Here is a 17,986-nt window from a genome sequence, read left to right as displayed (position 1 = left end):
TCTACGGACTATCCGTTTACTTCCAGTTGCTCTCCACGGTTCATTTCTGAACCGCAGTTACCTTCAGTCTCTGGCGGGAAGCGCCGCCAGACAGGGACTCTCACCCTGCGATGTGCGTTGTATCCCAAGCGCACTAGCGGCGGGCATCCTTGCCTGCCGTAGAGCCGGTGCTTCCCAGCCCGGCGGAAGGAAGGTTAACTCAGTCGAGACCGTCAAGAGAATTTCAGCGTCCTTCGTGCTTCACGGTTTCTCCGGGCGGCAAGGATGCCCGCCCTCCACGTCAGGCAGGGATGCCTGACGCCACCATCTAAATCGGTACCATCTTTCCAGGGCTTGGGCAGGTTCCACGACGACACCCTTCACAAACCAACCGTCATTGGGCCAGGCTTGGATGTTCTGGGTTCCTAAATGAGCAACTGCGCCTTGGCTTAAGCTGCCGCCTTCAGCCGGCGTGGCTATCGTTGTGAGGTTGAACGTAGGTGATATCGGGGGCGGAACTACGACCACAATCGAGCCCTTCGACGGCGGGCAAGCAAATGCAATAATGCATAAGGTGAGAAGTGACTTGAAGTGAATCATATCGAGTTCCCTAGCGAAAAGGCAGAGGAGACAATTTCCGAATCTGTGCTTATCGGTGTCCATCTTCGCGAAATTCGCGTAGACCCGGTTTCCCCCTTCCCGTTTTGGTTGCGGCTCTGCCGCGCTGTCTTTATCGCGGGTTAATGTTCGCCGGCTGTTTGTGTTCGCGGCATTCGGCGCACGGCCGTCGATTCAAACCTTCCAATCGCCGCGATAAGTTCGCGTCAGCCAGCTTGGATCGCCTGCGCTGCCAGCCAGCTGAAGTTGTGCAGGATCCCAATTGATTGTGGTTCGATGCTTGTAGGCGAGATTCATCAAGTGACAGCAGATCACGCTGCGGGCGCCGACTTCTGCGTGCGTGATCGGCTGCTTCCGTGACCGCACGCAGTCAAGGAAATCAGCAATATGATTCCGGCTGACGTACAACTTCACCTTCGCATCCGGCAACAAGGCCCGTTGCGCCTTTTGCACTTCGCGCTCCACGCTCGTCTCCTCATCTCGACGGCCTTCGCACTTCGCGATCACTTTGCCATCGCGCTCGACAATGAATTTTCCGCGATTCACCCGCACCCTGCCTTCCGTCCCGAGAAAATCCACTCCGAACCCGTTCACGTGCGTTACCTTCACGCCATTCGCATAGATCAATTGCGCGCCGTTGACGGCATTCGATTGCTGCGGCGGCAGCGCCTGCACGGGACCGCTTTCGTCCATTCCAAGTCCCCACTGCGCAATGTCGAGGTGATGTGCTCCCCAATCCGTGACTTTGCCGCCGCCATACTCAGAAAACTCACGCCACCTGGGATAGAAATTATGAATGCCACGCGGGCTCAAAATTGAGTTGTAAGGTCGCAGTGGGGCAGGGCCGAGCCAGAGATCCCAATCCAATCCAGGCTCCATCGGTTCTTCGGGAAGATTGCACGGAATCGGTGGCGGACCGAACGAACAGTTCACAGACTCGATCTTTCCAATCGCGCCGTTCCGCACCAGTTCGCAAGCGATGCGAAACTCACTGCTCGAGCGCTGCATTGAGCCAGTCTGCAGGATGCGTCCGCTCGCCTTCACCGCGCGCACCACGGCAATCGCTTCGTGGATCGTTTGGGTGAGCGGCTTTTCGCAATACACATCCTTGCCGGCCTGCAGCGCAGCAATCGTTATGATCGCATGCCAATGGTCGGGCGTGGCAATGCACACAACGTCGATGTCCTTCCGTGCAAGCAGTTCGCGGAAGTCGCTGTAGACAGTGCAATTGGAATGCGAAGCTGCCCCGGATTTGTCGGCGTTGTGCGATTCAACAACTTGCCGCGCAGCTTCACGCCGCGTGCGGTCGACATCGCAGACCGCGACCACTTGCGTATTGTGTCGAAGGAACGTGCCAAGCAATCCGCGGGACTGGCGGCCCATTCCGATGAATCCTGCGACCAATCGTTCGCTCGGCTTTGTTTCGGCGGCAGGAAGGCGGGAAGGAACAAACGCAGGGGCTGCGATCACGCCCGCCCCGCCGAGGAACGCCGACTTGATGAAGCTGCGGCGGCTTTGATGACTCATGGATGAACCATAGATCAACTGTGCAAGACGCTTCCAGTGTGAAATCCGTTCAGCTGCGGAGCGCCGACTTGCGGCAGAGCCGCAATCAAAACGGAAGGGTGAAAACGGGTTTCCGGCCTATTCGATTGCGGCTTGCGTGTTCGTCTGCCGTTCACAGAGACCACGCCTGCTTCAATGATCACCGTTCCGAGTTCCTGACGACGTCCCTCAAGAACGCGTCTGCCCTTCGCATTCGGCTTGCACGTTCTGGGTATGAACGCTGACGCTGAAGCACCGCAGCTACACTTGCCGCCTGGAGAATCGATTCAACCTCGTCATCAGAGTGACAGTTGAATTCGGGAGACACCTCATCCGCTGCCGGGTTGACACCGCGCATCGTCCGCCGGGCCGCGGCGAAGGCATCAGGCATGAACGTCTCCGGAATGCTGATGGACAAAATGGCGAATCGCAGCGGCTGGCATGGCGCCGGATTGCCGCGTTACGTCGCGACCGTGGCGAAACAGGATCAACGTTGGAATGCTGTTGATCGAAAAGCGTTGGGCGACCTGTGACAGCAGTTCTGTGTTTACCTTGGCAACGATGAACTCACCTGCATTTTGCGACGCGACCTTCTGCAATTCGGGTGCGACCATTTTGCAAGGGCCGCACCAATCGGCCCAGAAATCGACCAGCACCGGCAGGCTCGACGATTGCGTCAGTGCGTCGAATTGCGCTGCAGATTCGACGTTTAACGGCTCGTTCGGTGGTCCCAGTTGAGTCTGGCAACGGCCGCATCGGAAAGTTTGGTTGAGGCGATCGTAGGCAAGTCGATTGCGGCTTCCGCATTGCGTGCAGGAAAGAATAATCCCGCGTTCATCCAGTTCGAAACGAGTTTTCATAACCTTGATCTACCCGAAAAGGAACACGGTTTTGTGAATCGTGCAACCCTCTGGTCAATCTGGACGCAGACAAGCGGCCAGAAGAGAGAGGGATATTCAACCACGGATCGACACTGATGGACACGGATTCTGAAGAACAATGCTGAAACGCTTAAAAGCTAAAATCTGGAACCCGTCCAACCTCTCTTTCCTCCGCGCCCTTCGCGACCTCCGCGTGAGGCATTTCGGATTGAACCACGAATGAACATAGAGCTGCCGAGCCGCAACCAAAACGGAAGGGGGAAAACGGCGTTTACGCGAATTACAGGAATTTCGCGAATTGAAGAAGGGAATTTTGACCAACGATGGACGCCAAGATTCTTTTCGGAAGAGCGGTTTGTCATGGTGCATCTCTATGCTGCGCGGGATTTCGTGTGGTTCGGGTCTTTCGTGGTTTCCAAGTATTTTCGCACGCCTCGAGGAAAGCCCTCCAACACGGAGGGATGTGAACCCGGCGCAAACATGTTCCCGAAAAAACAAGAAATTGTGAGATAGCAGTACGAAGCCCGAGTCCGATTTGCAGGTCCAAACCTTTATGCGGGACAACGATTCTAAAAAGCGGCACGTTGGTTCTCTATGACGAGGACGCGTTGGGCGGCTCAGGGGCGGGAGGTGAAACGCGCGTTGAAGGTAGCGTGCTGGAAATATTTGACGGTGGAATCGCTGTGCCTGAACCGTTTGTTTTGATCGGCGGTTCAATGCGCTTCATCTATTCGGCAACCTTGAGTGGCCCAGTCACGGTGAGCGGTCAGTTCTCGATGAGCGCTTCGCTGTCGGAAACGGCGACGTTGAGTGGCACAACGAATATTGGCATTCCCGCGTGGCCGCCAATGCTGGCTCTGCCGGCCCTTGCGGGAACGAACAACATCGTGACGACATTCACAATCGGCGCCGATCAATTCTATCGTTTGAGCAATTCGTAACCGACCTTAGGCATGCTGGGTGATTGTGCCCGTGGAACATCACCTACTTTGGTCGATGGGGACCAACGCGTAATTTGGGGGCAGGAAAACACTTATGAAGACATACCTCATACCCCTCGCAATGGCAGCGTCGTTGCTCGCTGGATGTAATCGCACCGTCGAACAGGCCTCGCAGGATTTTAATGCGCTGCCTTCCGAAGTTCAGAAAGCAGTTCGCAATCAGGCGCCCAATGCCGAAATAGCGCATGTGGACACGCGCGAGGAAAACGGGATCCAGATATTTGAAATTGAATTTCGCGATTCAGGGGTGAATCCAAAGCTGCTGGTTTCCGCTGATGGACGTGTGCTGAACAGCGAGGGCACGGCAAAAACGGAGGGGATTGTCGGCACGCTTGAGAAGGCACTAACGCCCACTGGCGCGGTCGGCACCAAGATCAGCTCCCTTCCCGCCAAGGTGCAGAGCACAATCCAGGCACATGCGCCAAATGGCGAGATCCGGGATGTCGAACGAAACGAGGATGAAGGGCGCGTGATTTATACGATTGAGTTCGCCGACTCCGGCAAGAATCCAACGATGAAAGTTGCCGAAGACGGAACTCTGCTGCAGGGAGTTCCTTGACTCGCCTGCAGATCGGGAGGGAGCGCGACTTCTGCGCTTCATTCTTCTCCCAACCCGGGGACGCCTGATGGCGTCCCTTTTTTTCGAGGTTTGGAAGCTGCACTACGTAGCGCGCGCGACGATTGACGACCTAACGGCAGCGTCTCTAGGCTCTGCGGCGAATGGCTCATTGTTCGCATCCTTCAACTCAACTCGAAACGCTTTTCCCCGCGCGCGATTACATCACGGGTGATCGCTTCGAGATTGTCATTTGTCCGGCCTGCGGCAACACGCTCACGTGGCCGCAGCCGCTTGACCTCTCTCCCTATTATCCAGCGTCGTACTACGGGTCCGCGAGCAACAGCCGATTCCCGGCTCCCGTAGAGATCCTGCAACGCACGTTATATCGCCATCGCGCCGGTCTCGTGGAACAACATTGCAGCGAAGGCAAAAGGAAAGTGCTCGATGTCGGCTGCGGTCGCGGATTGCTGCTGGACGCGTTTCGCCGGCGCGGTTGGGAGACAGAGGGAACCGAGTTTTCCGACGCTGCGGCCAGTTATGCTCGCGCCGTCCTAGGCTTGAACGTCCACATCGGCGAACTTTCCGCGCTTCAGCTTTCCGAAAAGTTCGATGCTGTAACGCTGTGGCACGTGCTCGAGCACGTGCGCGATCCGAGCGCAATCCTGTCGGAAGTTAATGGACTCTTGAAACCCGGTGGCGTGGTTCTGATTGGAATTCCGAACTTTGGGGGCTGGGAGGCACGTCTCTGCCGCGACAAATGGTTTCACCTCGATGTGCCGCGGCATCTCGTTCATTTCCCGCGTGGAAGATTGCGGCAGCTGCTGGACGAGAATGGATTCGAGGTGATTGTTTCGTCGGGGTTTGCGTTCGAATACGACCTGTTCAGCTTCGTGCAATCGCTCCTGAACCGCACAGGCCTTCGACACAACCTGCTCTACAATTTTCTACGCCAAGGTCCGGCAAAAATCCTGGGACAAGGCACCGGGTCCGGCTTCCAAGTCTTTGCGTCTCTCGTCCTCGGAAGCGTTTTCGGGCTCGCCGGACTTCCGACGATTCTCCTGGCCGGCATGCTTCGCCAGGGCGGAACTTTGACACTCCTGGCTCGAAAGAGGACAGCTGGTTTTGAGTGACTTCAGAGGTCGTCGTCCGCGAGCCAGTCCGTCAGGTTGATGAATTCTTTGATTTTACGCCGTTCGTAGCGGTTTTTGAGGGTTTTTTTGGGATGACTGTCGGTTTTCCGGAAGGGATGCTTTTGATTCTTCACTACTTCGCTCACGTTTTCCACTGTGCGGGTCATAATCGAAGTTCCTTTCTCCATTGTGAAGCAGCGTGAAGGATGCCACTGGGCGGCTTCCCTGTCGCCGACGTGTCTTGAATGTGCGGTTGCGTCTTCAAGCGAACTGAATATGAGACCCCATGGAAACAAAGGCATTCAATTTTTTTTCGTCCTCGACTAAGTTCTGTCCATGCCGCCCTTGAAGAATTTTACGCGGTTCGACGTTCGCACCCTGATCGGTCGCGGCATTGAACCTTTCCCGGAAATCCGAAAACGCGTGGATGCCCTGGAGGCGGGCAGGGGACTGATGGTCGTGGCGCCTTTTTTGCCGTCGCCCCTGGTTGAGAAATTCGGAAGCGAAGGATTTGCATCGAAGGTGGAAAAGGGAACCGGCGCCGACTGGATCGTTTATTTTTGGAGGGAGGAATCCTGACATGGCCACGCTCACTGACTTCAGAACGGTGGCGACGATCAACACGCTTCGCAGTTGCCAGTTGTTTACCGGACTCTCGACGAGCGACCTGGAGAACATTGCAACCATCACCAGTCTCAAGGTGCTCGACAAGGGTGAGTATCTGTTTCACGAGGGTGATGCAGCCGTGGGGTTTTACGTTGTGCAACGCGGCGCCATCAATGTGCATCGCGTGAACGCGGCGGGAAAGGAGCAGGTGATCCACGTGTTTCGCGCGGGCGATTCGTTCGCCGAAGTGGCGCTTGCGTCGGAGCGGGGTTACCCGGCTGACGCGCGCGCGATCGAACCGAGCCAGGTGCTGCTCGTGCAGAAGGCCGGAATCCTGGAATTGCTCAAGCGCCAGCCTGAACTTGCGTTGCGCATGTTGGGATCCATGAGCAGCCATCTGCGGGTGCTCGTTGGGCAGTTGGAGGACCTGACGTTAAAGGATGTGGAAACGCGGCTCGCGAATTGGCTGGTGAAGCGTTGTCCGAATCCGCAGGCGGATCGCGCGGTCAACATTGAACTGACGATGACCAAGCGTGTCCTGGCAGCGGAACTTGGAACAATCAGCGAAACGTTTTCGCGCACGCTGGGAAAGTTCCGCGAGCAGAGACTGATTGCTGTGAAAGGCCGCATGGTAACGGTTCTTTCACCAGCAAAGCTGAATGCGCTGCTCAAGCGGAACCTCGGAGAGTAATGGATTGACGGTGCCTGGAGGCGTGAACGCACTGTTGGAGCGCAGGCTTTGAGCTGCTCGAGTCTGCAGCCTTGCGTCAACCGTCAGGCTTGAGGACGCGTCTTTCAGTCCGTGAGCGGTAAGCGGGCTGAAAGGCGGCGCTCCGCAACGGCCGTGAGTGTTCCCGGCACGCCGCCTCTACTGGGCGGTCGCCTTCATCTTCTTCAAGTCCTCGGCGAGAAACGCAGCCACGTCCTTGAAGCGCGCGGCGTTTTCGGGGCTGAGGTCCATCAAGGTTCGATGCGCTTCAAGGCAGGTTTGCGTCACTTCCTCGCGCGACGGAGCGCCCGGGGAGTGATTGTGATCGGTGGTCGGCTCTGGAAGGCAGACCTCGCCCTGCTGCAAACGGAACAGGTGCAATACACCGAGATTTTCCAGCAGGTCGGTGATGCGGGGATTCGGATTATAAAGCTCGATGGTGCGTGTCTGCTGATCCGGTTGCGGTGCGGTCACCCGCAGGCCGAAACCTGCGAGTACTCCCAGGAACGTGCTGTCCATCAGAGTGCATTCCCGGAGGTCGAGGACAAAGTAATTGTAGCCTTTCTGAAGCAGTTCATTGACGAGCGTTTTGAAGTCGATGCTCGACGTGAAATTCGCCCGACCCGAAATCCTGATGCAGGCACATTTTTCCCCGACTTTGACCAAAATTCTTGCTGACGGCGTGCTCATGGTTACTTCGACATTCCCGAAACTGCATTACGGCCGCGGCGGGCCGTTGATTCACTTCGGCTTACAATTTGAACCAGCACCTGTTGCAAGACGAGCGCGCGATCGGTCTGGCTCGACACCAGCTTTCGATTGCATTGCAAGAGCAGGTCCATTGCTCGCACCAGTTCGGATTGATCGTACTGTTTCACCTGCGGCAGGGCTTTGTAAAGCATGTAGGGATTCAAGGCCAACGGATTGAATCGGCGATCAGCAGGAAGACTGCCGGCGGGAACCTGCTCGAGTTGCGCCTTGAAACGGTTGTAATCGCCCTCAGGTTTTACCCAGCCTTCGCGAATCATTTCTTTCAGGAGAAGCATGGTCCTGACTTTGGAGATCAATCCATAAAGAACTCCGATTTCCGATTGCTGGGAATCAAACTTCATTTCCCAAAACTGCTCGTCGAGGCGCCGCAGCAACTCGGGCAGATTCCGGTTGCCGAGCGCATCGCCCAATGCGAAAGCCCGCGCCGTCTTGTTCCGGGTGCAGATGGCGTTCACGTCGTCCAATTGCACTTCGGCGCGGTCGCCGACATACAGCGAGAGTTTTTCAATCTCGCTTTCGAGGAGGCTGGAACTGGGTCCGACGCGGCTTACGAGTTCCGCGAGCGCCTCGACATCGATATCCTTCTTCCTCTGCCGAAGGGCCTTGCGTGCGAGGCTCTCTGCCTGGGTCGTCCAATCGCTATCATCTGCCGACAGCCCTGCGAAGGCTTCAACGGTGCCAAGCTTGTCGAGGGTTTTGTAGAACGCTTTGCGCTTGTCGACTTTTCCTGCGCTCAGAATGAGGCGGACGTTCTCCCATGGGAATTCCTTGAGATCCTGCGCAAGGCTCGCGAGGTTCTCCGTGACTGCAGCGGAACTGGCCGCGCGTTCGTCGCCGAGGAAATTGCAGTCCTTCAACCAGATGACTTTCCCGCCCCCGAAAAATGGCAGTGTTTGAAGCGCTTCGCGCAAGCGTCCCAGCACCTTCAAGGCTTCGCCACTGTTGCCAACGGACGCATCGAGAATTTCGTGGTCCATTCCACCAAGTTCGGAAGACCACTGCTGGTAGACCTGGCGGGCGCGTTGCTTGACGGCAAAGTCGTCATCGCCGCAGACGAGGAGGAGGGGTGCGGCTTTCTTGGCGGCAGGAGGCATCGGCTATTCGGGATCCGGTTCACTGCCGGTTTCGTTGATTCGATCCAGCACTTCGCTCATGTCTTCCACCTGGTCGAACAACGGGCTCGCGACATAGATGGGGCGCTTCTGCGCGGTCGCGAGTGCAAGACAATCGCTCGGGCGCGCATCGATCTCGACGAGCTTCTTCGCAATCTCATTCTGCTGGCGGAGGATCAGCCGCGCGAAATAGGTGGAGTTCTTCAGTTCCGTGATGACGATCCGTTCGACCTGGATATCGAAGCCTTTGAAGATGCTTTGAATCAGGTCGTGTGTGAGGGGCCGTTCCTTGGGGGTGTCTCTCAGGAAGTTGCTGATGATCATTCCCATTTGGGGTTCCACGTTGATCACGAAGACCTTTTCATCATTCCCCACGAACAACGCGCAGCCGCTGTTGGCCGGCAGAATTCCCCGAATTTGAACGGGAACGACATCATTCTTCATGCAGAGAGTCTATTGCTCAAATTCGAAAAAACAAGCCTGCCAGCCATAAGCAAAAGCACGTAGGGAAGGGCTTGTGAGTCCCTCGTCCGTTGCATTTCATCGAGCGCGAAAGCGGCACGATCATCGAACCTGTTCCGCCAGCTCCTCGGCTGGATACGTCCAGATTTCGGCGAGGGTCGGGTGGTAGTGCGGCATCAGGGCCAGCTCGTTGACCGTCATCCGCCGGAACATGGCCGCGATGATTTCATGGATCAACTCACCCCCCATGGGTCCGACGCAACTGCCGCCCAGGATCTCGCCCGTTTGCTGGTCCGCCAGCAGTTTCACAAAACCGTCGGTCGCACCCATGATCAAAGACTTCCCGTGATCGGCGAAGGGATAACTCGCCACGATGTATGGAATGTTCCGCACATGCGCCCGTTTTTCCGTCAGCCCGACCGCTGCAACCTGCGGGTCGGTGAAGACAACCTCGCTGAGGAGGCGGTAATCGATGGAACGCCTCACGTCGGGATGCGCGATGTTGAACGCCGCGGTTTCGCCCTGCTGGATTGCAATGTGCACAATCTCGTGCAGACCCGTGCAATCGCCAGCCGCATAAATATGCGGTATCGAAGTTTGCATGTGATCGTTCGTGCGGATCCGTGAAAACTCAAGTTCCACCCCGATGCGGTCCAGCCCGAGCCCGGCGATGTTGGGCGTTCTGCCGAGCGCATAAAAAATCTCGTCGGCGAGCACCCGCCGCAGTTCGCCTGAGTGCTCGAACGTTACTTCCTTTTGTGAGCCAAGTGCGCGAGCGGACATAAGTTTGGTTCCGGTATAAACCGCGGCGCCTTCCCGGCGAAACACCTGCTCGACCACCCTGGCGGCATCCGTATCCATTTCATGAAGGACGTGCAGGCTCCGCTGGATCAGCGTGACCTTGACGCCAAAGCGAATGAAGAACTGAGCGAATTCGAGTGCGACTGCCCCGCCGCCGAGGACGATCATGGAACGCGGCAGCCGATCCAGTGCGAGCGCGGAGTCACTTGTCAAATAGCCGACCGTGTCCAGGTCCGCCAGCGGCGACGGCGTGATGCGCGAGCCCGTCGCGAGAATGAAATGTGCCGCGCTCAGCGTTCGGGTTGCGCCCGAAGCATCGGCGAGCTCGAGGGAATGTTCGTCGGCGAACCGCGCTTGTGCGCGAATGAACGCGAACTTGCCGCTGTTGAGTTGTTGAACCCGGTAATCAGCAAACTCCTGGATCAGGCTGTTTTTGCGCGCCATTACTTTGGCAAAATCGAAGGTAACGCCTTCCGCGCGGATGCCGAACTTTTCCGGGTGCGAAACGGTGTGCATCACTTCGGCTGCGTGGAGGAGCGCTTTCGTTGGCATGCAGCCGCGCAGAATGCAGAGGCCGCCCACCTCGGAACCGCCTTCGATCACGGCTGTCTTCAATCCTTCCGCTGCGGCGGTCCGCGCCGCAGCATAGCCGCCGCTGCCGCCGCCAATCACCGCGACGTCAAAGTCATACTGGCTCATGCCCGCAGCATGTGGCATCGATGCCCAATCTCAAAACTCAAAAGGTTGAAAGTTGTCTTGCGATCAAAGGGAGGGCACGAACAGGGTTTACTTGGGCTGGCCGCTGTGGTTTCAGTTACGCATGCATTGGATGAGAACTGGCGCACGCGCGGCATTTGGTTTGGCGGTGATCACGGCAATCGCGCTTGCCGGCTGTCGCGCTCCCGAAGCGTCGGAAAAAACGAAGGCAGAGCCAGGGCAGAAAGTGGCAAAGGAATTTAACCCTGACGGAACCCTTCACCTTGTGCGGCGGTTTCATCCCGATGGCACTCCGCTTGGAACGCTCTTCTATTCGAACGGCTTGCCGAACCATGCTCATTATGTTGATCGCGATGGACGGATTCGCCTGATCATGAATTACAGCGCGGACGGAACACCCAAATCCACACGCGAGTTTGATGAAGGCGGGAAGCTTGTTGCCGAACAGGATTTGGACGGCGGCGGTGTTCCGATCGAAACGAATCGCGCGCCTTAAATCCTTCAGGCGCGAAACGACGCCTTATGAACCTAGACCAACAGAACAACGCAGGATCGAAGATCGAATTAGATAACCTTCAAGGCTCTGAAATCGCCGCCTTCCTCGAAGAGCACATCCAGGATATGCGCGCGTTTTCGCCTCCCGAAAGCAAGCATGCACTCGATCTCGCCGGGTTGCGCAAACCGGAGATCACGTTTTGGACGCTCAGGCAACACGGCGTAATCGCTGGCTGCTGCGCCTTGAAGCAGCTTGATGCAGAGCATGGCGAAATCAAATCCATGCGCACATCAGGAATGTTCCGCCGGCAGGGAATCGGCGCGCGATTGCTGACGCACGTCATCAGCGAAGCCCAGGAACGGGGGTATCGACGACTCAGTCTTGAGACGGGTGCGATGCCGTTCTTTGAGCCGGCGCGCAGCTTGTATCGGAAATTCGGATTTCAGGAATGCGCGCCATTCGCTGCGTACAAGCCCGATCCCAACAGCGTTTTCATGACCAGGCTTGTTTGATCGGCCGGCGGTTTTGACGGGTTAAGCGGGCTGCGGGGACAGCACCTTGCGGACAGCCTGCAGGCAGCGTTCGTTTTCTTGTGGGGATCCAACCGAGATGCGGATCCATTCCGGCAGCTGGTACCCGCCCATCGGGCGCACAATCACGCCGAGCCTTTGGAGGTCGTTGAACACGCGCTGTCCCTCCCCCACCTTCACGAGAACAAAGTTCGCGGACGACGCCACGAATTCCAACTGCAGCTCGTTGAATGCAGCCTGATAGAAGAGAAGGCCGCGCCGGTTGTTTTCCCGCGTCTTCTCCATGTGGGCTTCATCATCGAGCGCGGCGATCGCGCCCGCCTGCGCAATGGCATTGATGTTGAACGGTTGCCGCACCTTTTCGAGCGTTGCAATCACTTCGGGCGCTGCGATCCCGTATCCCAGGCGCAATCCGGCGAGACCGAAGATTTTTGAAAACGTCCGCATCAGCAGCACGTTGGCGCGCCCGCCAGCGCGGATGTCCGCCACGAAGTCGGCCGCGTCGTCCAGGAACTCGATGTACGCTTCGTCGATGACGAGCAGCACGTTCGCCGGGACCTTGTCCGCAAAGTCAATCAACTGTGCCCGTGGCACCACGGTGCCCGTGGGGTTATTGGGGTTGGCAACAAACACGACACGCGTCGCTGGCGTGATCGCCTTCAACATTGCCTCCAGGTCGTGCCCGAAATCGCGAGCCGGAACGGTGATGACGTTCGCGCCGAATATTTTGGCGACCAGCGGATAGATCGCGAAACAATATTGGGCGGCCACGACATCGGTTCCAGGTTGCATCAATGCGTGCCCGACAAATTCAATGATCTCGTTTGAACCGTTCCCGAGAATCAGATTCCCGGTGTTCACGTCGAGCTTTTGCGCGAGCTTCTGCTTGAGGTAAAACGCATTGCCATCGGGATACAGGTGCAGGTGGGCGAGCACGTCCCGCATGGCCTGAAGCGCGGCAGGGGAGGGACCCAGCGGATTTTCATTCGAGGCGAGCTTGATGATCGCGGACGCCGGGAGGTTCAACTCGCGAGCGACTTCCTCAATCGGACGGCCCGGCTGGTAAACCGGGAGTTCCTTCAACGCGGGATTAAATGGAATGGTCAGGGACATGTTTGATCGCCTCAACAATCTTGGGAACGTTCACGTTGCGCGCGATGATATCGCGGATCAGTGAAATTTTTTCCGCGTCGTTCGGCCTGGTCTTTACTGTCAAGTCGTGAACCTTGGCCGCCACTTCGTAGCTGTCCTGCGGGACAAGCAGGACGGGAATGGGCATGGCGCGGATGACTTTCAACAATTCAGCTCCAGGCCGCAGATTGCCCGTTAAAACCAGGCCCGCCATTTTGGTTTCGCTCTGCGCATCGAGGCCGGTGCAGGCGGCCAGGATGATGTCCTCGCGATCCCCGGGCGTGATGAGCAGCGCGTCGCGGCGGAAATAATGCATGGCGTTCTTCACGCCCATCGCGCCCACAATGACGTCGTTGACAAGGCTGTTGAGGTTGCGCGGTGCGTTCAGGAGCTCGGCCCCCAATTCTTCGCGCACGAGATCCACGGTCGGACACGAGAGCACGCGCTGATGCGGAATGACCCCCAGCAGTTCAAGCCCGCGCCGCTTCAGCCCGCGGCGGGCGAAGTCGCTGATGTAATCAATCTTCTCGCCCAGGACCTTGTTCAGAATCACGCCGACGATTTCGACGCCTTCCTTTTCAAAGAGCGCCTGGTTGAGCGCGACCTCATCGATGGGTTTTCCAATGCCGCCCTGCGTGACGATGAGCACCTTTGCGCCGAGCGTTCGGGCAACCTGCGCGTTTGAAAGGTCGAACACGGAGCCCACGCCTGCGTGACCCGAACCTTCGCACAGGACAAAATCCTTTTCCCACGCGACGCGATCGAACGCTTTGCGGATGCGTTTCACGAGCGCCTCGTTGTTGGCGGACTCCAGATAGCGCCGCGTGAAGTCCGGCTCTACCGCGATCGGACTCATGTCCACCAGCGGACAATTCATGCTGTAGACGCTGTCCATGAGCACAGTGTCTTCGTCGATTTTCTGTTCCTCCACTTCGACAAACCGCTGGCCAACCGGTTTGATGTAACCGACGCGTGGGAAGTACTGCTGCAGGGCCGCAATCAACCCGAGCGACGCCGTGGTCTTGCCATCGTTTTGGCGGGTCGCGGCAATAAACAAACGCGGCGTGGTGGTGTTCATGACATCGATGGCTGAACGCCAATCATTCGCCCGGAAGGCGGCTGCCCGCGCCTGGATAGAGATGGGAATACTCAATCGACTGGACGCCTACGATGGCGGCCACACCCAGGATGTCGTGCGCATTTGAACCGCGTGAAACATCCGCCGCCGGCCGATCCAGTCCCAGAAGGATTTGGCCATAAGCGTTGGCGCGGGCCATATGGCGAACCAGCTTGCTTGCGATATTGCCGGAGTTGAGTTCGGGAAAAACGAGCACGTTGGCCTGGCCCGCAACTTTGCTGTCGGGAAGCTTGCGTGATGCGATCTCGGGCACGAGCGCGGCGTCGACCTGCAGCTCGCCATCGAAATCCGCTTCGAGCGCGATCTGCTCCGCCTTTTGGCGTGCGAGCGCAGTCGCGGCCTGGACGCGTCCGATTGTGGGATGCATCGCGCTGCCCTTGGTTGAGAAAGAAAGCAGGGCGACGCGTGGTCGAATTCCCAAAAGTTGACGCGCGACCTGCGCTGTCGAGACTGCAATGTCCGCCAATTGATCGACGTTAGGCTCGGGAATCACGCCGCAGTCCGCCATGAACAGGACCCCTTGCTCACCAAAGCGCGAATCCTCCACTTCCATGATCTGGCAGCTCGAAACCGTGTTCGCCTGGGGTGCCATTTTCACAATTTGAAACAGCGGCCGCAGCACGCTGCCCGTGGTGTGGCTGGTGCCGGAAACCAGGCCATCCGCCTGGTGCATTGCCAGCATCATGGCGCCAAAGTAATTGGGTTGCATGACGGCGTCGCGCGCCTCGGGCGGCTTGAGTCCGCGGGAACGTCGCAGCGCGGCAAAGCGCCGGGCGAAGTTATCGAGGTCCTCACTCTCGGCCGGATTGATGACGCGAATGCCTTCGAGGGAGATGTTGAGATCTTCGGCCATCGCTTTGACCTTCGTGCGATCGCCAAGCAGGATTGGCGCACCCAGTTGCAGGGAATAAAACTGGCGTGCAGCCTGGAGAACGCGCGCTTCCAATCCCTCCGGGAAGACGATCCGTTTGGGATGCCGCTGCAATTTCTCAATGATGTTCGCGATGAACCGCATGGGCGTAAAGTACGGGCCGGGCAGCGCCCATGGCAATTGGCAAAATTGGATGGAAGGTGGAGCACCGGCTTGCAGTCGGCTTAAAGGAGCGCGGCATTCGTGCCGCTTAAGCATCAGAACTGAGAGGCACGTGGGAACAGGCCGACGCACGGGATGTGACAGTGCTGAACAGGCTGAAGCCTGCGCTCCTTGCTGCCGCGAGCCATCACCGTGGCGTTTGGGAATCCTGCGTGCTGGCTGGTTTCGAAGGCTGGCCGGGGGGATCGTAGCGCGCAGTTTCCACGCTGACAGAAAGCTTTTCGCGATTGCGCCAGATTCCCAGCGAAACTGTCTGACCGATCGTCTTCGCACGAACCAGGTTGCGCAACTGCTGGGCCGTGACAACCGGATCGCCGTCGATGGTCGCGATGACGTCATTCTCCCGCAGATCGGACTTGGCCGCCGGGCTTTCCGGCACAACGGCGACAACGACCACTCCGTGCGTGATATTGGTCAAGGTTCGACGCAATTCAGGTTCGTCGCTCAAGGACTTGATTTCGACGCCCAGCCACGGGCGGACAAATCGTCCTTCCAGGATTAATTGTTCGCCAATCTCCTTCGCGAGGTTAATGGGAATGGCGAATCCAATGCCGATGCTCATGCCGCGGACCAAAGTGTTCACGCCAATTACTTCGCCCTCGATGTTCACGAGCGGTCCGCCGCTGTTGCCTGGGTTGATGTTGGCATCCGTTTGGAGAAAGTCCTGGTCCATGATTTGTGTGTTCAGGAAAGAGGGGACCACCTGCGAGCGGCTTTTCGCGCTGATGTGCCCGACCGTGACGCTGTAGTCGAGCCGGAACGGCGCCCCGATCGCGATGGCGAACTCACCAACGCGTACGCGCGTGGAATCACCCAATCGCACGACAGGAAGGTCGCCGGCTTCGATCTTCAAAATTGCCACGTCTGAGATCTCGTCAATCCCGCGAACCTGCGCGCTGAACTCGCGCCCGTCGAACAGGCGCACAGTGATGGCGTCGGCATCCCGGACAACATGGCCGTTGGTCAGGATGTAGCCATTCTTGCGGATGATCATTCCCGAGCCGCGGCCTTCCATGGGCTCATCGAAAGGGTCTTGGGACTGACGTTCATTTCGTTTGGGAGGCATGCCCTGCACATCATCGAGGCGGGAAAACTGCGGCGGCTTTTCGGTGACGCTTATGACCACCACTGCGGGCGAAACTGTTTCGGCAACGCGGACAAACGCCTCGTTCAACTGCCGCACGAGATCAAAGTTGGAGCGATTGGTTTGCGCCGGCGAAATTGAGTAAGTGAAAAGAGCCAGCGCCAGCTGCAGCGGGAAAGCCATGACTTTCATGAAGGCTGACTGTGCGGCAGTGGGCGCATGAAGACAAGCCGCCGATCTGCGGAGGAGGACAGCTTGACTTTCATGCCATCGCAGATCAGTTAAGGCGCATGCTCATCTCAATCATTGTCCCTGCCTACAACGAGGAACGTTTGATTGGCGAGACATTGCGGCAGATTCAGGCGGCACAGGGGCCGTTCGCGGGGCGCGCGTGGCAGACGGAACTGATTGTTTGCAACAACAATTCAAGCGACCGCACTGCGGAGATCGCTGAGGCTGCTGGCGCCCAGGTTGTTTTCGAACCCATCAACCAAATCGCGCGCGCCCGCAATCGAAGCGCTGCGGCTGCAAAGGGTGACTGGCTGATTTTCATTGATGCCGATTCGCATCCCAGCGCGGAGCTGTTCGAGGATGTCGCGCAACAAATCGAGTCGGGCAAATGCCTTGCGGGCGGTTCGGTTGTCGCCCTGATGGGGAATCATCCGCGGGCGTCCTGGTTCGCTGGAATGTGGAATACCGTCAGCCGGATGTTCCGATGGGCCGCCGGCTCGTTCATTTTTTGCGAGCACGCCGCGTTTCGAGAAGTGGGCGGTTTCAGCACCGAGCTTTTTGCGGCTGAGGAAATCGACCTGAGCAAGCGCTTGAAGAAACTCGCACGGCGCCGGCGCAAGAAGATCGTGATTCTGCATCGGCACCCATTGAAAACCTCGGCCCGCAAGATCCACCTTTACACGCCGGCAGAGCATGCGCGGTTCATGTTGCGAACGTTGCTGGCGGGAGGCAAAACGCTCACAAACCGGGAAGCGTGCCATACCTGGTATGACGGCAGAAGGTGAGCGGGAGATTCCGCAGGCATTTGACACTCTCGCCGCGGGCGTTATGATTCGCCCGTCCCTGAAACGAATCAAAAACAACAACGCTCAATTACTATGGCAATCTCTGTTGGCTCAAAGGCGCCGGATTTCAGTCTTAAATCGAAACAATCCACCGGCGTGGTAGACGTGAAACTCAGCAACAACGCGGGCAAGAAAAACACGGTGGTTCTCTTCTTCCCGCTCGCGTTCACCAGCGTCTGCACCAAAGAGATGTGCGATATCACCGCGGGCTTGAACTCCTATTCCGGCCTCAATGCGGATGTGATTGCAATCAGCGTCGACAGCCCGTTCGCGCAGGAAGCCTGGGCGCAGAAGGAAAAGATCGGTATCACGCTGGCGAGCGACTTGAACAAGACCACCGCGAAAGCCTACGGAGTTCTGCTGGACGACCTGCTCGGATTTGGTTCGACCGCGGCGCGCGCGGCGTTCGTGATCGACAAGGACGGCGTGGTGCAATACAGCGAACAGACACCAACGCCCAAGGACCTGCCCAATTTTCAGGCGATTCAAGAAACGCTCGGCAAGCTCAAGTAAGCTTTCGGCGAAGACTTTTCCCGGTTTTCAGGCC

Annotated in this window: 20 protein-coding genes; 9 read left to right on the top strand and 11 right to left on the bottom strand. The window is 57.7% G+C overall.

What is annotated here, in order from left to right; all coding sequences use genetic code 11:
• Positions 1-771 precede the first annotated feature (771 nt).
• Both VEH04_07855 and trxA read right to left on the bottom strand, forming a co-directional pair.
• On the bottom strand, positions 772-2,124 hold the full coding sequence (locus VEH04_07855) for a Gfo/Idh/MocA family oxidoreductase (protein ID HYG22679.1): 1,353 nt from the start codon (positions 2,122-2,124) through the stop codon (positions 772-774).
• A gap of 401 nt (positions 2,125-2,525) precedes the next feature.
• Positions 2,526-3,002, bottom strand: a complete 477-nt coding sequence (gene trxA, locus VEH04_07850; protein HYG22678.1) for a thioredoxin — start codon at positions 3,000-3,002, stop codon at positions 2,526-2,528.
• A gap of 605 nt (positions 3,003-3,607) precedes the next feature.
• Here trxA and VEH04_07845 point away from each other — a divergent pair.
• The 3 genes from VEH04_07845 to VEH04_07835 all read left to right on the top strand — a co-directional run bounded on the left by VEH04_07845 (position 3,608) and on the right by VEH04_07835 (position 5,713).
• The gene (locus tag VEH04_07845; GenBank protein HYG22677.1) at positions 3,608-3,964 is read left to right on the top strand and encodes a hypothetical protein; all 357 of its coding nucleotides are present in this window, start codon (positions 3,608-3,610) and stop codon (positions 3,962-3,964) included.
• 94 nt (positions 3,965-4,058) lie between these two features.
• Entirely contained in the window at positions 4,059-4,583 is a 525-nt protein-coding gene (locus VEH04_07840; GenBank protein HYG22676.1) for a PepSY-like domain-containing protein, read from the top strand.
• Positions 4,584-4,744: 161 nt separating this feature from the next.
• On the top strand, positions 4,745-5,713 hold the full coding sequence (locus VEH04_07835; GenBank protein HYG22675.1) for a class I SAM-dependent methyltransferase: 969 nt from the start codon (positions 4,745-4,747) through the stop codon (positions 5,711-5,713).
• A gap of 2 nt (positions 5,714-5,715) precedes the next feature.
• Here VEH04_07835 and VEH04_07830 read toward each other — a convergent pair whose 3' ends face one another.
• Positions 5,716-5,880: a hypothetical protein gene (locus VEH04_07830; GenBank protein ID HYG22674.1), complete on the bottom strand. Its 165-nt coding sequence runs from the start codon at positions 5,878-5,880 to the stop codon at positions 5,716-5,718.
• Between the two features lie 169 nt (positions 5,881-6,049).
• On the opposite strand from VEH04_07830, the gene VEH04_07825 reads away from it, so the two are divergent.
• Together VEH04_07825 and VEH04_07820 are read left to right on the top strand one after the other, a co-directional pair.
• Positions 6,050-6,292, top strand: a complete 243-nt coding sequence (locus VEH04_07825) for a DUF2249 domain-containing protein (GenBank protein ID HYG22673.1) — start codon at positions 6,050-6,052, stop codon at positions 6,290-6,292.
• 1 nt (position 6,293) lies between these two features.
• Positions 6,294-7,010 (top strand): Crp/Fnr family transcriptional regulator, encoded by a 717-nt coding sequence (locus VEH04_07820; GenBank protein HYG22672.1) that lies wholly within the window; start codon positions 6,294-6,296, stop codon positions 7,008-7,010.
• Between the two features lie 177 nt (positions 7,011-7,187).
• Here VEH04_07820 and VEH04_07815 read toward each other — a convergent pair whose 3' ends face one another.
• The 4 genes from VEH04_07815 to VEH04_07800 all read right to left on the bottom strand — a co-directional run bounded on the left by VEH04_07815 (position 7,188) and on the right by VEH04_07800 (position 10,891).
• Positions 7,188-7,718 carry an STAS domain-containing protein gene (locus VEH04_07815; GenBank protein HYG22671.1) on the bottom strand — a complete coding sequence of 177 codons (531 nt, stop codon included), beginning with the start codon at positions 7,716-7,718 and terminating at the stop codon, positions 7,188-7,190.
• 2 nt (positions 7,719-7,720) lie between these two features.
• Complete coding sequence (gene holA / locus VEH04_07810; GenBank protein HYG22670.1) at positions 7,721-8,893, bottom strand: DNA polymerase III subunit delta; 1,173 nt, start codon at positions 8,891-8,893, stop codon at positions 7,721-7,723.
• Between the two features lie 3 nt (positions 8,894-8,896).
• Complete coding sequence (locus VEH04_07805) at positions 8,897-9,355, bottom strand: bifunctional nuclease domain-containing protein (protein ID HYG22669.1); 459 nt, start codon at positions 9,353-9,355, stop codon at positions 8,897-8,899.
• Positions 9,356-9,475: 120 nt separating this feature from the next.
• Positions 9,476-10,891, bottom strand: coding sequence for a dihydrolipoyl dehydrogenase (locus VEH04_07800; GenBank protein HYG22668.1), 1,416 nt, complete (start codon positions 10,889-10,891; stop codon positions 9,476-9,478).
• Between the two features lie 112 nt (positions 10,892-11,003).
• On the opposite strand from VEH04_07800, the gene VEH04_07795 reads away from it, so the two are divergent.
• Together VEH04_07795 and VEH04_07790 are read left to right on the top strand one after the other, a co-directional pair.
• Positions 11,004-11,387 carry a hypothetical protein gene (locus tag VEH04_07795; GenBank protein HYG22667.1) on the top strand — a complete coding sequence of 128 codons (384 nt, stop codon included), beginning with the start codon at positions 11,004-11,006 and terminating at the stop codon, positions 11,385-11,387.
• A 26-nt stretch (positions 11,388-11,413) separates the two neighbouring features.
• Positions 11,414-11,899, top strand: a complete 486-nt coding sequence (locus tag VEH04_07790) for a GNAT family N-acetyltransferase (protein HYG22666.1) — start codon at positions 11,414-11,416, stop codon at positions 11,897-11,899.
• Between the two features lie 21 nt (positions 11,900-11,920).
• On the opposite strand, the gene hisC is transcribed toward VEH04_07790, so the two are convergent.
• From hisC to VEH04_07770, 4 genes are all read right to left on the bottom strand, one after another.
• The gene (gene hisC / locus VEH04_07785; GenBank protein ID HYG22665.1) at positions 11,921-13,030 is read right to left on the bottom strand and encodes a histidinol-phosphate transaminase; all 1,110 of its coding nucleotides are present in this window, start codon (positions 13,028-13,030) and stop codon (positions 11,921-11,923) included.
• Positions 13,008-14,201, bottom strand: a complete 1,194-nt coding sequence (locus VEH04_07780) for an AAA family ATPase (GenBank protein HYG22664.1) — start codon at positions 14,199-14,201, stop codon at positions 13,008-13,010. Before VEH04_07780 ends, hisC begins: the two co-directional genes overlap by 23 nt.
• Entirely contained in the window at positions 14,149-15,201 is a 1,053-nt protein-coding gene (locus tag VEH04_07775) for a phosphate acyltransferase (GenBank protein ID HYG22663.1), read from the bottom strand. The genes VEH04_07780 and VEH04_07775 overlap by 53 nt, the downstream gene beginning before the upstream one ends.
• 205 nt (positions 15,202-15,406) lie before the next feature.
• The gene (locus VEH04_07770) at positions 15,407-16,546 is read right to left on the bottom strand and encodes a trypsin-like peptidase domain-containing protein (protein ID HYG22662.1); all 1,140 of its coding nucleotides are present in this window, start codon (positions 16,544-16,546) and stop codon (positions 15,407-15,409) included.
• Between the two features lie 107 nt (positions 16,547-16,653).
• Between VEH04_07770 and VEH04_07765 the strand changes: the two genes are divergently transcribed.
• Complete coding sequence (locus VEH04_07765; GenBank protein ID HYG22661.1) at positions 16,654-17,379, top strand: glycosyltransferase; 726 nt, start codon at positions 16,654-16,656, stop codon at positions 17,377-17,379.
• Positions 17,380-17,472: 93 nt separating this feature from the next.
• On the top strand, positions 17,473-17,952 hold the full coding sequence (locus VEH04_07760) for a redoxin domain-containing protein (GenBank protein ID HYG22660.1): 480 nt from the start codon (positions 17,473-17,475) through the stop codon (positions 17,950-17,952).
• The last annotated feature ends 34 nt before the right edge of the window (positions 17,953-17,986 follow it).

The sequence above is a fragment of the Verrucomicrobiia bacterium genome, from assembly GCA_035629175.1.
Classification (GTDB): Bacteria; Verrucomicrobiota; Verrucomicrobiia; order Limisphaerales; family DASXHY01; genus DASXHY01.
The sequence above is the reverse complement of the archived record's forward strand: the minus strand, read 5'-3'. Positions and strand labels throughout refer to the sequence as shown.

What these genes read in the sequence shown, in the direction of transcription:
- VEH04_07770 (HYG22662.1), bottom strand. Translation starts at nt 16,546, where the DNA reads ATGGCTTTCCCGCTGCAGCTGGCGCTGGCTCTTTTCACTTACTCAATT.
- VEH04_07855 (HYG22679.1), bottom strand. Translation starts at nt 2,124, where the DNA reads ATGAGTCATCAAAGCCGCCGCAGCTTCATCAAGTCGGCGTTCCTCGGC.
- VEH04_07800 (HYG22668.1), bottom strand. Translation starts at nt 10,891, where the DNA reads ATGCCACATGCTGCGGGCATGAGCCAGTATGACTTTGACGTCGCGGTG.
- VEH04_07760 (HYG22660.1), top strand. Translation starts at nt 17,473, where the DNA reads ATGGCAATCTCTGTTGGCTCAAAGGCGCCGGATTTCAGTCTTAAATCG.
- VEH04_07765 (HYG22661.1), top strand. Translation starts at nt 16,654, where the DNA reads ATGCTCATCTCAATCATTGTCCCTGCCTACAACGAGGAACGTTTGATT.
- trxA (HYG22678.1), bottom strand. Translation starts at nt 3,002, where the DNA reads ATGAAAACTCGTTTCGAACTGGATGAACGCGGGATTATTCTTTCCTGC.
- VEH04_07775 (HYG22663.1), bottom strand. Translation starts at nt 15,201, where the DNA reads ATGCGGTTCATCGCGAACATCATTGAGAAATTGCAGCGGCATCCCAAA.
- hisC (HYG22665.1), bottom strand. Translation starts at nt 13,030, where the DNA reads ATGTCCCTGACCATTCCATTTAATCCCGCGTTGAAGGAACTCCCGGTT.
- VEH04_07835 (HYG22675.1), top strand. Translation starts at nt 4,745, where the DNA reads ATGGCTCATTGTTCGCATCCTTCAACTCAACTCGAAACGCTTTTCCCC.
- VEH04_07840 (HYG22676.1), top strand. Translation starts at nt 4,059, where the DNA reads ATGAAGACATACCTCATACCCCTCGCAATGGCAGCGTCGTTGCTCGCT.
- VEH04_07805 (HYG22669.1), bottom strand. Translation starts at nt 9,355, where the DNA reads ATGAAGAATGATGTCGTTCCCGTTCAAATTCGGGGAATTCTGCCGGCC.
- holA (HYG22670.1), bottom strand. Translation starts at nt 8,893, where the DNA reads ATGCCTCCTGCCGCCAAGAAAGCCGCACCCCTCCTCCTCGTCTGCGGC.
- VEH04_07815 (HYG22671.1), bottom strand. Translation starts at nt 7,718, where the DNA reads ATGAGCACGCCGTCAGCAAGAATTTTGGTCAAAGTCGGGGAAAAATGT.
- VEH04_07830 (HYG22674.1), bottom strand. Translation starts at nt 5,880, where the DNA reads ATGACCCGCACAGTGGAAAACGTGAGCGAAGTAGTGAAGAATCAAAAG.
- VEH04_07795 (HYG22667.1), top strand. Translation starts at nt 11,004, where the DNA reads ATGAGAACTGGCGCACGCGCGGCATTTGGTTTGGCGGTGATCACGGCA.
- VEH04_07820 (HYG22672.1), top strand. Translation starts at nt 6,294, where the DNA reads ATGGCCACGCTCACTGACTTCAGAACGGTGGCGACGATCAACACGCTT.
- VEH04_07790 (HYG22666.1), top strand. Translation starts at nt 11,414, where the DNA reads ATGAACCTAGACCAACAGAACAACGCAGGATCGAAGATCGAATTAGAT.
- VEH04_07825 (HYG22673.1), top strand. Translation starts at nt 6,050, where the DNA reads ATGCCGCCCTTGAAGAATTTTACGCGGTTCGACGTTCGCACCCTGATC.